The sequence below is a fragment of the Acidithiobacillus sp. genome, from assembly GCF_023229925.1.
In the GTDB taxonomy this organism is placed as follows: domain Bacteria; phylum Pseudomonadota; class Gammaproteobacteria; order Acidithiobacillales; family Acidithiobacillaceae; genus Acidithiobacillus.
This window is the reverse complement of record NZ_JALNYM010000001.1, coordinates 952367-965127: the sequence shown is the minus strand read 5'-3', so window position 1 is coordinate 965127 and position 12761 is coordinate 952367. Positions and strand designations below refer to the sequence as shown.

The following is a 12761-nucleotide window of genomic DNA, read 5'->3' as shown; positions in this document are numbered from 1 at the left end:
GGTCTTGCATCACTGTTTCGCTTCCGACACAATCATCGTGTCATTAGCGACACAACTGAGGGCGGAGGATTTAGATGAAAAAATCACAAATTTTAGGAATTGCGGTTGGCGCGACATTGGCGATGGGCCTGTCGGTCAGCGCATTCGCAACTGATGGTTATCAATTGATTGGTATTGGTCAGTATGCCGTGGGTATGGCAGGTGCCGTGGTGGCGGCGCCGGATGATCCTCTGTCTGCGGCTATCAGCAACCCGGCCGGATTGGCATTGATGGCTCCGCAAGCCGCCTTCTCGGCAGAAATTTTTAATCCGGTTCGCAAGACGAATTTGGGATTTGGCGAGATTGGCAGCCACACCAACGTCTACGGTGTTCCGGCGATTGGCTGGGTTGCACCTGCATTCGGCGATGGGATCGTATTTGGTGGTGGTGTGTATGGCACCTCCGGCTTGGGCGTGAATTATTTGCAGAATGTGCCTGCCAACCCTAATATGCCCTATGGCGGATACGCGCAAGCTTTTAGTAGCATTACCTTTATGCAAATGGCACCTTCTATTGCTATGAAGGTGAATCATCATTTGGCTGTGGGTGCTACGCTGAATATTGCTGCTGAACAAGCATCTTTCCAGCAGACTTTTTCGCAGTATGCGTCTGCCTATGGACCAATGGGTCCATTGAATACGGGTGGATTGAATCTTGCTAATCCATCGTGGGCTTATGGCGCGGGATTTACTTTGGGTATGTTGTACAAAGTGAATGACATGGTCACCTTGGGCCTGACCTATAAATCACCCATTTGGTTTTCGTCCCTAAACTGGCAGGCGGGTGTTCAAAATCAGATAAACCCTCAAACCATGTCTGGGGTATACGGAACTCCCGGTCAATATAGCGGTACTCTGAATTATCCGCAGCAGGTTGCATTTGGTCTGGCGATCCGCCCAATCCCGCAATGGTTAATCAGTGTAGAGGGGCAGTGGATTAACTGGGCGAGCACTATGAATAACTTTGACGTGTCTGGTCCTTGGAATGCGGTTTATCATGGCGCACCTGCGGGTAGTGTATCCTCTATTGCATTACCGATGCACTGGAAGAACCAGTGGGTGGCCAACATCGGCACACAGTATGATCTTACCAACTGGTTGCAGGTACGTGCAGGTTATACCTATGGTTCCAATCCCATCAGTAACAACACGATTGCCTCCAATCTGATCTTCCCGGCCATCGTGCAGAGTGCCATTACCTTCGGTGCCACGCAGAAGCTGGGCATGGGGTGGAAGTTGACGGAGGCCTACATGCATGAGTTCTCCAATACCAACACGGGTCCGGCTGGTTCCTCCCCTTTTGGTGGACCTATGCCTGTCAGCGCTACCATGTATGAAAACTCCTACGGCCTTCAAATCGGTTACGTATTCTAAACAATCCCTCCTCGGGTTACGCGGGAGACGGGCAACCGTCTCCTTTTTTGTGGGCGTCTTGCATGGGGAGGGGGTTTTGGGGGAATATATAGCCGACCGTATTGCTAGGGATTGTCATGAAGTCGATACCGATTACCGACGTGAGCAGCCTGAAGAACGAGCTGAAAAAGTACAAGATGGGGAAAAAATTGGAGATTCCCCGTTTCAATCAACTGGCGCGCATGGCTTATCTGGGGCGTCTGGTGATGACACCACTGGACCCGGAAGATCCCTCATGCAAGTCTTTCCTGGTACATATCCAGGAGCCGCAAGGATTGGCGGCACATTTTATTGATCTGGATGAAGATTTGCAGGATGGCATCCTGATTCTCGACAGTGAGCAGTCCATGGCCATGGCAGGGATCATGCAGGCGGGCGTGGAAGAACGAGTGCGCTGGCATCAGGCCCTCAATGAGCGCGACTTTTATTTTTCTGCTTTTTATCGCCCGAAGGATAAAGAAGCGCAGGAGGAGATTGCGCAGAGTTGATTGGGGCGAATCGGTTGTTTCGATTGGACGCAGTTTTGTAAGTCGTGCGAATTCGTCTGATCCGTTTGGAGAAGCTCGCCCCGGAGGCTCTGCACCAGGCTTATGTTGGTTTGGCGGAGGCGCAGGGCGAGCAGGATATGCCCATTCTGCTGCTGGCGCAGTCTGATGCCCATCTGAGTCTGGGGGCCGCACAGGGACCGGGTGCGGAGCTGGACCGGGCGGCTTGTGAGCGGCTGAGGATTCCGATTGTGCAACGAGCCCTGGGTGGTGGTTTGGTCTGGGTAGATCCTGATCAGCTGAGTTATTTCTTTATCTTTCCGCCGACTGCGCGGGTGCGCCGTGCGCCTGAGCTGTTTGCCCTGATTGCCCCTTGGGTGATCGCTGTGCATGAATATTTTGGCCTGAAAGTGGAGGCGCGGGAAGGGCATGATTTCTGGTGCCAAGGGCGCAAGATCGGTGGCACCGGGGCTGCGACCATTGGGCATAGTCTGGTATTGGGTGGCAGCTTTATTCTGGAGGCGCAGTGGGCGTCCTTTGTAGACTGTGTGGCAGCCCCTTCGGCGGGTTTTCGCACATGGCTGACAGAGGCTTTGCAGGAAGGGATATGTAGCTGGTCGCAGTTGCTGAACAGAGTGATCGGTGTGGAGGCAGTGCTGAAATTCTGTCCGCGGTTGTTGCAGGCTATGGGCTGGGAAGTGGCGTTTCCGACGGCGCTTACGGAGAGAGAGCGGCGTGCGATGGAGCAGACTGAGTTGGAGGATGTGGACTGGGACCAGCCCGTCCGCCGTCGGGTGCCTGCCGGTATCAAGCTCAAAGCGCGTGCTTTCCTGACGGAGCAGCACTGGCCCGATGGCCATTGGTTGCGGGTGTGGACGGAAAATGGCACCTTTCGGCGCGTCGCTGGCTCTGTCTGGTCGGCGGGGCAGGGGGCACGGTTAACCGGCCTGCAGCCTGACCCCGTCCAGCTTGGCGAGCGGTTGCGAGAAATCGCCGGAAAGGAAGCCCCGTTCTGGGGTGAAAGGCTATTAGGGACAGCGGTCTGGACGGATTGAGCCCCACCGCACGGCTCACGGATATTCTGACAATGGAGGTAGCTAAGTGCCCAGTATCGGTGATCGGATGCGTAAGCGCTTTATTCTCATGGCAAGTGATCCGGAATTGCACGCGGCGGTCGTGGCAGGGATGCCCGAAGATTGGGAGATGACGGAAGCTACGAACCTGGACGACCTGGGCGATTGGCAGGACGTGTTGCTGCATCGGTTTATGCTGCTGAACCTGGATGATCCGGAAATTGTAGAGCCTATTGAATTGATTGATACTCTGCGGCGGGAATATCAATTGAATATTGCGATATTTTGTCTGGGTGGAAGCCAGGAACAGCGGAATGCGGCGCGTTCGGCGCGGGCGGATCGCTTTTTTGACCGGGATGCGGGCTTGCAGCGCCTACCAGAGTTTTTTGCTCTGTTTGGCTGGTAAATGTTGGGGTACTGCCCACCAGCTGGAGAACCGATGGGCGTTGCCTGCGGTGAAGCGTTAACCGACTTTGGCGTGGGCTTCTGTGTCCAGCAGCAGGTCGTGGCTCTCGCTCTGGCCGTTGGCGCTGACGGTGAGCGTGGCAATACGGATGCCGGCGTTCTTGAAGGTGATTTCGTAGGAGAAAATGCCGGGCAATTCTAGGCTGGCTTCTTTCAGGGCCTTGCCTTCGCAGGTGACACTGATCTTCGCGGTGCCCTTGCCTTCCAGCATGGCCTGAATCCGGAAAGGATGGCCAGCGACGCGGCGGTAAACCTGCGGGTCGCGATTGGCATTGTATTGCAGGTTGTTGAGTTTGACCATTTTGATCAGATTCGTACTCATGGTAGCCCCTTCTTAATCACACTATAAAATGAATTATGCACGCATTCAGCTGAAACTCTTTTATCCTAGACGAAAATCGCGCGGAGCGGTAGCGGGTCGCGTTCGGAAAATCCATCAGGAGTGATGATGACGCAGTCAAACGAGTTAATGAGCGCATTAGATACAACGCACGAGCGTATTGAGGCGCTGGCACGGCAGCAGGATGCCGGGATGGCCTTGCCGGAGCTGGTGGTGGCGGGCGTGGAAGAGGCGTCAGCTATGTTGCGTATTATGCTGGCTGCAGAGCGCAAAGCTTATGTCAGTGATGCGGGTTTGCTGGAATTGTGGAGGGTGCTGGTGAAAGGTGCCCCCTACTGGAACACCATTCGCGATAATTGTCGTGAACTGATTTATTACCAGAATTGCCTGCAAGAGGAGCGTACCGATGCGCTGCCCGCTCAACCGGAGCGCATGGTGATTCATACCCTGCGCCATATCTATCTGTACCTGCGCAGTCATGCCGAGCAAAACAATGGGGACAAAGAATGAGTGAGACGAAAATGGCAGCGAGTAACGGCTTGCGCCTGCTTATCGATGAGCCTTTTTATCAGCCGGTGGCGAATGAAGTAAGCGTGTTCATGGCGGCCTGGGGTCGGCGTTTGCCGGTCATGCTCAAGGGGCCGACGGGCTGCGGTAAGACCCGCTTTCTGGAGCACATGGCGTGGCGTCTGAAGCGGCCGCTGGTGACCGTGGCCTGCCATGAAGACCTTACCAGTTCGGATCTGGTCGGACGCTTTCTGATCGAGGGTAACGAGACGGTCTGGCAGGACGGCCCGCTGACCAAAGCGGTGCGGGAGGGCGCGATCTGCTACCTGGACGAGATCGTCGAGGCGCGTACCGATACGACGGTCGTCATTCATCCGCTGACCGATCATCGTCGTCATCTGCCCATTGAGAAGCTCGGTGTAGAGATCACTGCGCACCCCGATTTTATGCTGGTGATTTCCTACAATCCGGGCTACCAGACGGTGCTGAAGGACCTCAAACCTTCGACCAAGCAGCGTTTTGTGGGGATGAATTTCAACTATCCGCCCGCCGATGTGGAAACCCGGATTGTGATGAAAGAGGCGAGCATGGATGAGCGTCGGGCCAGAGCGCTGGTGGCGGCGGCGGGTAAGGCGCGGAATCTCAAGGATCAGGGATTGCAGGAAGTGACCTCTACCCGCGCCCTGATCTATGCGGGTGCGCTGATGGCGGCGGGGCTGGACGCGCTGGAGGCCTGTACCGTGGCGATCATCAATCCGCAGACGGACGATCCGGAATTGGCCGAGGCGCTGCTGGAGATTTTCCGGACCTTCTTCCCGGAACAAAGCTAAGGAACGGCCATGTCGGCGGCGACGGAGGATATCCTCGACCATCTGGCGGCCATCAGCTTTGTGGCCGGGAGGGATGCACGGGCGGCTTTGCCGGCGGTCACCCCATTCGGTGAGGTGGCGACCTTGCGGTACCTGGAGACCGGGCGGGACCTGTTTTTTTATGATCGGGAAGCAGGCAAGGCGTTTTTTCATACCACCGCCGATTTGGTAAAAGCCTTTGGGGGCTTGGACCCCTGGCTGGACCAGGCCCGCAGGTTCCTCAGTCAGCGCGGAACCTTCCGGGCGGCGGTGGGCTTCTTTGAACAGGCCAGCGCGGTACGCCGGGGTTGGGGCGTCGAGGGAGAGGCGTTGTGGTTTGCCTTGGGTGCCGCCTGGGTTGACCGGCACGTGGACAGCGCGGCGTCCTATTTCCGGGTGCCTGCAGCCATTCTGTTTGGCGACGCGGGCACTGAGGGGTTGCGGGCGCTGCTGACGCCCGCCGATACCCTGGCCAAGGGCCGTCTGGGCTTGGGGACGTATCTGGAAGGTGCCATCAAGGTGCGTGGCATCTGCGGGCTGGAGGGTGTAGCAGAGTGGGCGAGGCGCGGAGCGGATGTGCTGGCTGCGGGGCGCGTGCGTGGTGAGGCCTGGTTCCGGCTGGAGAGTGACGAAGCGCGCAGCTTCTTGCTGGAGGTTCTGCCCGGCTTTCATATGGGGACCCACAAGCGGCTCTTTGGACTTCTGCTTCAGGCCTGGACCGGGCTGCATCTGCCCCTGGAAGAGGGCGACTGGAGCCTGGAAGGCGGGCGCAGTTTTCTGGAGACCGACGGGCGTAGCCTCTTCGTACCGGCGGTGATGCCGGACCGGGAGGAGGCACTGCTCGCCTTTTACCATACCGGCGCGCATCTGGCGTTTGACAGCTACGAGCAGGACGCCATCCGCGCTCTTTTTGCGGAAATCGGTATGGAGCATCCTCCCCTGGATCCCGACCAGCGGATTACCTGGCGGCCGCTCTTCGCGCAGTTTGGGGAAGACCTGATCCGCTTCCAGCTTATTTTCGACCTCTGCGAAGACTTGCGCGTGGATGCGGCGCTGGAACGGCAGATGCCCGGCTACCTGGCGCGGGTGTTGCGGGCGGCGCATGCCCACAATCCGCCGGGAGGACCGGCCAGACGTTACTACGAGGAGGCGCTACGACTGCTGGAAGAGGCGCGCACCGGACATTTGTCTGCCGAACTCGCTGTTCTGACGATGGCGCAGGCGGGCATTGTCGATGCCTTCCGGGCGGCGTTGACCCTGTATGCGACGACGGATTTGCCGCCGATATCCTTGTCCGAACGGGCCAGCGCTTATCTGCCCGGCCATTCGCCTAATGCCGCACGACCGGTGTACCCGCGCCATAAACGCGGCACTGATGCGCCGGAGATGGATGGTGGTGGCGAGCTAGGTGCCACCGGCCATGAAGAAAAGCCCAGGGAGGCCCCGCAACAGGCGGAGGGCAACGATCCGGATATGGATATCCCACCGGAGGACATTCAGGGGACCGGCGGGCGCGTCGGGGTCGGTATTCCCATTCCTGCCAAGGTTGTTGGCAGTGGTCGCGGGGTACAAGGTCCCCAAGGCGGCTGGCCTTATCGGGAATGGGACTACCGGCAGCAGAACTATAAGGAAAACTGGGCACGGGTGCACGAGCGCCCCCTGCGCGAACAGGATGAGGTCAGAGCTGTCGCCATTGCCGCAGAATATGACGGTACATTAAGGCGTCTGAAGCGGGCCTTGCAGGCGCAGAAGCCGACCCGGATGGCGCCGCGCCGTCGGCAGTACGAGGGTGACGAGCCGGATCTGGAGGCAGCAGTGCAGTTTATGGTGGAACGGCGCGCCGGGCGTTCGCCCAAAGCCAGCATCTACCAACAAAGACGACCGCAACAGCGGGACACTTCCGTACTGCTTCTTGCCGACCTCTCCACCTCCATCATGGCAGAGGCCGGAGATTCCGGGGTACGGGTGGTGGATCGTCTGCGCGCGGCCATGCTCCTTTTCGGCGAGGCACTGGTAGAAGTGGGTGATCCTTTTGCCCTCTATGGGTTCGCCAGCAAATATCATGACGAGGTATTGCTCTACCCTATCAAGCGCTTTGCCGACAAGTTTGATTCCCGGGCGCGGGCCTTGCTCGGCGGCTTGTCCGGGCGCTTGGCGACACGCATGGGGGCAGCCATCCGCCATAGCGCACGGCTCATGCTGCGCAGTCCGGCGCAGCGACGTTTGCTGCTGATTCTGTCGGACGGCCGTCCCGCAGATTATGACGACGGCGGTGACTTTCGTTATTTGCAGGAGGATACGCGCATGGCGGTGAAGGAGGCGCAAGACCTGGGTATTCACGCCTTTTGTATCAGTCTCGATCCGCGTGGTGGCGAATATCTGCCGCTGGTTTTCGGGCCGGGGCACTATCTCGTGTTGCCCCATCTCGACAGCCTACCGACGCGTCTGCCGGAGATTTATCTGCGCCTGCGCGGTCACAGCGCGTGACGGATGAGGCGCAGATGGTTGCCAGCAATGTGAACGAGCGGGGGATGCTGCGCCCACAAATCGCTGCGACCCGCCCGGCGGTCTTCGTCGGCGCGGCGCGTTACCGGCGGGAGAGTTATGGGAGTAACCATCCCCTGGCGATTCCGCGGGTATCCCTGACCCTGGACCTCATCAACAGTTACGGGGCCATGGCGCCGGAAGAATACCGGCAGGGCCGCCCGGCGAGTCATCAGGAGCTCTTCGGCTTTCATACAAAAGATTACATACAGGCCTTTGAGCGGGCACAGTTTCGTGGTGGTGTGCAGGACAGCGATCGTCAACGTTATCAGTTGGGTACGCTGGAGAATCCCTATTTCCCCGGTTTTTTCGATACGCCCTCCCTGGCTACCGGCTCCAGCGTGCTCGCGGCGGAAGCCGTGCTGGAAGGCGCAACCGCCTTCAGCCCCGCGGGCGGAATGCACCATGCCGCACCGGGTCAGGCGCGTGGCTTCTGCTACCTCAACGACCCGGTGCTCGCTATTCAGCGCCTGCGCCGCGCCGGGTTGCGGGTGTTGTACTGGGACATGGACGCGCACCACGGTGATGGGGTGGAGGCGGCCTTTGTGGAAGATTCGGACACGCTGACGGTCTCCCTGCACATGGATACGGACTACGCCTATCCCTTTCAGGGCGGGAAGCTCACCGACTGGCCGGGGCTGGCGGTTAATCTGCCTTTGCCCAAAGAGGTGAATGACAGCGAATATGTGTTGGCTTTTGCCGAGTTATGGCCTCGTGTTTTGCAGCGCTTCAGCCCTGATGTCGTCGTTTTGCAGGCGGGCACCGATATCCTTGCACCGGATCCTCTGAGCAAGTTCCGGATCGCCAACGGCCTGTTCTGGCAGGTCGTGCGCCAGATCGTGGCGGAAAGTCCGCGTCTGCTGGTTCTGGGCGGGGGCGGTTATCATCCGGTTGCCCTGGCGCGCTGCTGGACCGGCCTCTGGGCCATCCTCAGCGGTCGCTCGTTACCGGCGGAATTACCAGCCGCCGGACAGACGTTGCTCACGACGGTCGACTGGGAATTGGACGATGAGGACGCGCCGGACTATGGTCAGCAGTTCTTGTCGCTGGAAGATGCGCCCCTACTGGGGCCGGTGCGCGCCGAGCTGCGTGAACGCTTGGATTTTTTGCTGCAACATCATCCCCTTTTTGCCAACAGGAGTAACGCTGCGTGAATGTTGCGGAAAATAGACTGATTCCGGGGGCCGCCAACAGTGCCGGTACCAAGGCCTACGTGGCACGCTTCGCTGGGATCCTCGCTGACGAACACTTCAGTGACTTTTTGAACACTCGCATCAAGCTATCTTCCCTCGGCGTCGGTACCTTCCCCGGCGGTGTGGATGATGTGACGGATGTCGCGGTGGCGGCCATTGTGGCGCGGGCCTTGCAGTCGGGCATCAACGTCATCGACACTGGTGCCAACTACCGTTTCGGGCGGGCCGGGCGGGCGGTAGGTGTGGGCATCGCGAAGGCGATGGCGGCGGGTATCCAGCGTGAGGAGTTTTTCGTGGTTGGCAAGGGGGGGTTTCTGACCTTTCCCGACGGACGGCCAGAAGATCCGCTGGCATTTTTCCGTGAGGAAGTGGTGGCCAAGGGGCTGGGCAAGGAGGAGGATATGGTCCAAGGGGTCCACTGCCTGAGTCCGGAATATATTGCCTGGCAACTGGATACCCTGCGCGCGCAAACTGGTCTGGAAACCCTGGATGTATTTTTGGTGGATCAGCCGGAGGTGCATATCCCATTGATTGGCAAAGAAGGGATGTACCGCAAGCTGATTGATGTGTTTACCATGCTCGAAGCGGCGGTGCAGGCCAACAAGATCCGCTACTACGGCATTTCCACCTTCAATGCCTGCCGGGTAGAGACGGATAATACCCTGTTCCAGTCCCTGACCAGCCTTATCGGGTTGGCTGAGAAGGCGGCGGGGCAGGGTAATCGTCACCATCTGCGGGTGGTACAGGTGCCATTCAACGCGCTGATGCCGGAGGCCTACACGCGCTTCAGTCAGGTGACGGGGCAGGGCAACATCGGCTCGACTATTCAGGCGGCTTTTCAACTCAAGTTGACCATCATGGCGAGCCATCCCCTTGGCAAGGGCCTGTTGGCGCGGGAAGAGGTGCCTTCCTTGCAGGAAGCGATGCCGGAACTGGCCGATGCGGCGCAACGCGCCATCCAGTTTGTGCGCTCTACGCCCGGTATCGGGGTCACCTTGGTGGGGCTCAGTGCGCCCCTGCATCTCGCCGATTTCCTGGCGGTAGCCAAACAGCCTCCGCTCCCCAGGGAGCGCTATCTGGCCATGTTTGAAAAGGAGCAATAGCCTGGCTTCAGTTGATCCCGACTACTTTTTGGCAGAATCAGGTGGCTTTTTCTCCGTCGCACTTTTCGGAGATTTGGCCATTTCGGCGAGCAGGCGCTCCTGTTCCGCGAAAGAGAGGCGGCGTTGGCCTGGCGCAAAACCTTTTTTGGCGGGGGTATTAGTGGCAGGGTGGCCGGCGCGCTCGCTCTCCTTGGCTTGGGTATAGTCTTGTAACTCGCGCTGCCACTGCGCCGACTTTTCGCTACTGTCCGCGCGTCCCTGGTAGTTGGCGGGGGCGGCTGGCGTCTGCTGGGCGAACCAACTTGCCTTACGCAGTTCCTTGTTGTAAGCGCTGATCCACAGGCCGATGCGACTGAGGTCCCAGAGCGCGACGGCGCAGAGGACGACGACGAGACCGACAGCTTCCCAGGTCAAGCCGAGAAATGTCAGCACGAGAATCGCGACGCTGATCAGCGGAAAGACCCAGGCCCATGACTGTTCCAGATAAAAACGGTGCGCCCCAAAAGGGGACAGACACCAGTATAGATAGCCCCATAGAGATTTTTTCTGGAGTTTTTGCAGGCGAATTTGTAGACTCTGTACCCCAGCGCCTTGCAGATCGAGCTTTTCCCAAGCCTTGGGCATGGGTTATCCTCCGTAAACACTGTATTGAAGCGCTCAGATATTACCCCTAAACTGGTGAAAAGTCGCGGGCGACTTAAGGATTTTCATGGCAGACAGGCGTTTACAGGTTTTTCACACGGTGGCAAGGCTGCTCAGCTTTACCAAGGCGGCAGATACACTGCATATGACCCAGCCAGCGGTGACTTTTCAGGTCAAACAACTGGAAGAACAATTCAATACCCGTTTGTTTGACCGCACCCACAACCGCATCGGCCTCACTGAGGCGGGCATGGTGGTTTATGAGTATTCCGAGCGCATCATCTCGCTCTACAGTGAGATGTCCAACCGGGTAGGGGAAATGACTGGTGATCTGCGCGGGCATCTGCTCATCGGTGCCAGTACGACCATCGCTGAATACATGCTGCCTCGGGTGCTGGGCGATTTCAAAATGAAGTATCCCGACGTGCAGGTACGTCTGCATGTGGGCAATACAGACAAAATTGTCCATATGATTGAGGATAACAGCATTGATCTGGGGCTGGTGGAGGGGCTGGTTACCAACAAGAGCCTCGCCACCCTCAAGTGTTGCATGGACTCCATGATTGTGATCGCCCACCCTGATCATGCCCTGAGTAGTCACGAAAGCGTGACGGCGCAGGAGTTGCTGGATTATCCCTTCGTTTCCCGCGAAGAAGGATCGGGCACCCGTGAGGTGACTATGGAATACCTGCAACAGGTCGGCGTAGACACCAACGATCTGCATATCACCATGGAATTGGGTAGCCCGGAAGCGGTTAAAGGGGCTGTGGAAGGTGGGCTGGGGGTGGCTATTGTTTCCGCGGCGACTGTCCTCAAGGAGCTGGCGCTCGGTACTTTAGTGGCCCGCCCCTTAAATCCACCGCTGGCCCGCCCCTATTCTTTCGTCTATCAGAAGCAGAAATTCCGCAGCTTGGTGATGGATGAATTTCTGGAATTCGCGAAAGGCCGCTGTAGCAGGGACATGTTGTCCATGCCGGTGCGTCGAGAGGGATAACATGAAGCATTTTGCCGTCGTGCAGCACAGTTACTCCGAGTTTCTGGGTATCGTGGAGAGTCAGCTGGAAAAGCGCGACATCGGTTTCAGTTACTTCCGGGTTTTTCTCAGCAACGAACTGCCGGGCAATGCACTGACCTTTGATGCACTGTTTCTGCTGGGTGGGCCTATGTCTCCCCTGGAGACGAACAAATATGCCTGGCTGACCCAGGAACTCAATACCATTGCCATTTTCCGCAAGGCGAAGCGGCCGGTGGTGGGCTTTGGTCTGGGTGCGTTATTGCTGGCGCAGTATGAAGGAGCCGAACTGCATCTGGAGCCCTACCATAACGCCTATTTCACCACCGCCCACGCCACCGAGGCAGGTCGCAACGACCCTCTGGCACAGGCGGTGGACGGCGCTCAGGTGATGGTCTGGTCGCCGGGTACCGCCACCTTGCCGGAGGGCATCGAGCCGCTGGTGGTGGATGACGAAGGTCACTGGATCGCCTTCCGCCCGGAAGAAGGGGTGGTAGGGCTGCTGTTCAGGCCGGAGATGAAGCCGGGACTGATTGAAGATATCCTCATGGAAGAGGACCGCGAAACCCCCGAGAATATCGGCGAACTGCTGGGGCAGGCGCGGGCACTGTGGCCGGAGATGCAGAAAACTACGGACCGAGTCATTGTCGCTCTGGTCCGCGAGTTGTCTCTTATGACCGAGAAACGCAAACCACGGGTATTTGCCCTCAAGGTGGACACTGGGGACGATGTATGAACAGTCGGGAACGTCATTTTCTCCGCGTCATGCGCAGGCTCGGGAGTGCGGAGCAGGAGCAGGTGCTTACTTTTGCGGAATTCCTGAATAGCCGGCGACAGCCAGCGCCAGAGCCGACGCTACAGAAGCCGAATATCTTGCCCGCCAAAGAGGGGGAGACCGTCGTCGGCGCGATTAAACGCCTGCGGGAAAGTTATGCCATGCTCGACGCCAAGGAGATGCTCAATGATACCTCCGGCCTGATGTCCAGGCATGTGATGGGCGGGGAAGCGGCAGGGACGGTCATTGTTGAATTGGAGATGATGTTCGAACGTCACTATCAGCGTTACCGCGGCGCGCCGGAAGACGCGTGAATCCACGTC

General features: G+C 58.3%; 14 protein-coding genes. 12 read left to right on the top strand and 2 right to left on the bottom strand.

Translation table 11 applies throughout. The features are described 5' to 3' along the window. Positions 1 to 74: 74 nt before the first annotated feature. From M0P56_RS04855 to M0P56_RS04840, 4 genes are all read left to right on the top strand, one after another. Entirely contained in the window at positions 75 to 1412 is a 1338-nt protein-coding gene (locus M0P56_RS04855) for an OmpP1/FadL family transporter (RefSeq protein ID WP_291508919.1), read from the top strand. A 116-nt stretch (positions 1413 to 1528) separates the two neighbouring features. Continuing rightward, positions 1529 to 1939 carry a hypothetical protein gene (locus tag M0P56_RS04850; RefSeq protein ID WP_291508918.1) on the top strand — a complete coding sequence of 137 codons (411 nt, stop codon included), beginning with the start codon at positions 1529 to 1531 and terminating at the stop codon, positions 1937 to 1939. 44 nt (positions 1940 to 1983) lie between these two features. Continuing rightward, complete coding sequence (locus M0P56_RS04845) at positions 1984 to 2991, top strand: lipoate--protein ligase family protein (protein ID WP_291508917.1); 1008 nt, start codon at positions 1984 to 1986, stop codon at positions 2989 to 2991. Positions 2992 to 3037: 46 nt separating this feature from the next. Then, complete coding sequence (locus M0P56_RS04840; RefSeq protein WP_291508916.1) at positions 3038 to 3415, top strand: hypothetical protein; 378 nt, start codon at positions 3038 to 3040, stop codon at positions 3413 to 3415. A 57-nt stretch (positions 3416 to 3472) separates the two neighbouring features. Here the strand turns inward: M0P56_RS04840 and M0P56_RS04835 are convergent, their stop codons facing one another. Then, a complete protein-coding gene (locus M0P56_RS04835) occupies positions 3473 to 3796 on the bottom strand; it encodes a hypothetical protein (protein WP_291508915.1) in 324 nt (107 codons plus the stop codon). A 123-nt stretch (positions 3797 to 3919) separates the two neighbouring features. Here M0P56_RS04835 and M0P56_RS04830 point away from each other — a divergent pair, with 123 nt between their 5' ends. The 5 genes from M0P56_RS04830 to M0P56_RS04810 are packed head-to-tail and all read left to right on the top strand — an operon-like array spanning position 3920 to position 10009. Next, entirely contained in the window at positions 3920 to 4324 is a 405-nt protein-coding gene (locus tag M0P56_RS04830; RefSeq protein ID WP_291508914.1) for a hypothetical protein, read from the top strand. Further along, positions 4321 to 5151, top strand: coding sequence for an AAA family ATPase (locus tag M0P56_RS04825; RefSeq protein WP_291508913.1), 831 nt, complete (start codon positions 4321 to 4323; stop codon positions 5149 to 5151). The genes M0P56_RS04830 and M0P56_RS04825 overlap by 4 nt, the downstream gene beginning before the upstream one ends. Before the next feature lie 9 nt (positions 5152 to 5160). Further along, positions 5161 to 7656 carry a VWA domain-containing protein gene (locus M0P56_RS04820; protein WP_291508912.1) on the top strand — a complete coding sequence of 832 codons (2496 nt, stop codon included), beginning with the start codon at positions 5161 to 5163 and terminating at the stop codon, positions 7654 to 7656. Between the two features lie 14 nt (positions 7657 to 7670). Next, positions 7671 to 8867 (top strand): acetoin utilization protein AcuC, encoded by a 1197-nt coding sequence (locus M0P56_RS04815; RefSeq protein ID WP_291508911.1) that lies wholly within the window; start codon positions 7671 to 7673, stop codon positions 8865 to 8867. Further along, positions 8864 to 10009, top strand: a complete 1146-nt coding sequence (locus tag M0P56_RS04810; protein ID WP_291508910.1) for an aldo/keto reductase — start codon at positions 8864 to 8866, stop codon at positions 10007 to 10009. The genes M0P56_RS04815 and M0P56_RS04810 overlap by 4 nt, the downstream gene beginning before the upstream one ends. Positions 10010 to 10030: 21 nt before the next feature. Here the strand turns inward: M0P56_RS04810 and M0P56_RS04805 are convergent, their stop codons facing one another. Then, positions 10031 to 10633: a TM2 domain-containing protein gene (locus M0P56_RS04805; protein WP_291508909.1), complete on the bottom strand. Its 603-nt coding sequence runs from the start codon at positions 10631 to 10633 to the stop codon at positions 10031 to 10033. 85 nt (positions 10634 to 10718) lie between these two features. On the opposite strand from M0P56_RS04805, the gene M0P56_RS04800 reads away from it, so the two are divergent. Genes M0P56_RS04800 through M0P56_RS04790 form a run of 3 tightly spaced genes read left to right on the top strand, consistent with a single transcriptional unit; the run spans position 10719 to position 12752 of the window. Continuing rightward, complete coding sequence (locus M0P56_RS04800) at positions 10719 to 11645, top strand: LysR family transcriptional regulator (protein ID WP_291508908.1); 927 nt, start codon at positions 10719 to 10721, stop codon at positions 11643 to 11645. 1 nt (position 11646) lies between these two features. After that, entirely contained in the window at positions 11647 to 12399 is a 753-nt protein-coding gene (locus tag M0P56_RS04795; RefSeq protein WP_291508907.1) for a GMP synthase, read from the top strand. Further along, on the top strand, positions 12396 to 12752 hold the full coding sequence (locus tag M0P56_RS04790; RefSeq protein WP_291508906.1) for a hypothetical protein: 357 nt from the start codon (positions 12396 to 12398) through the stop codon (positions 12750 to 12752). The genes M0P56_RS04795 and M0P56_RS04790 overlap by 4 nt, the downstream gene beginning before the upstream one ends. Positions 12753 to 12761 lie beyond the last annotated feature (9 nt).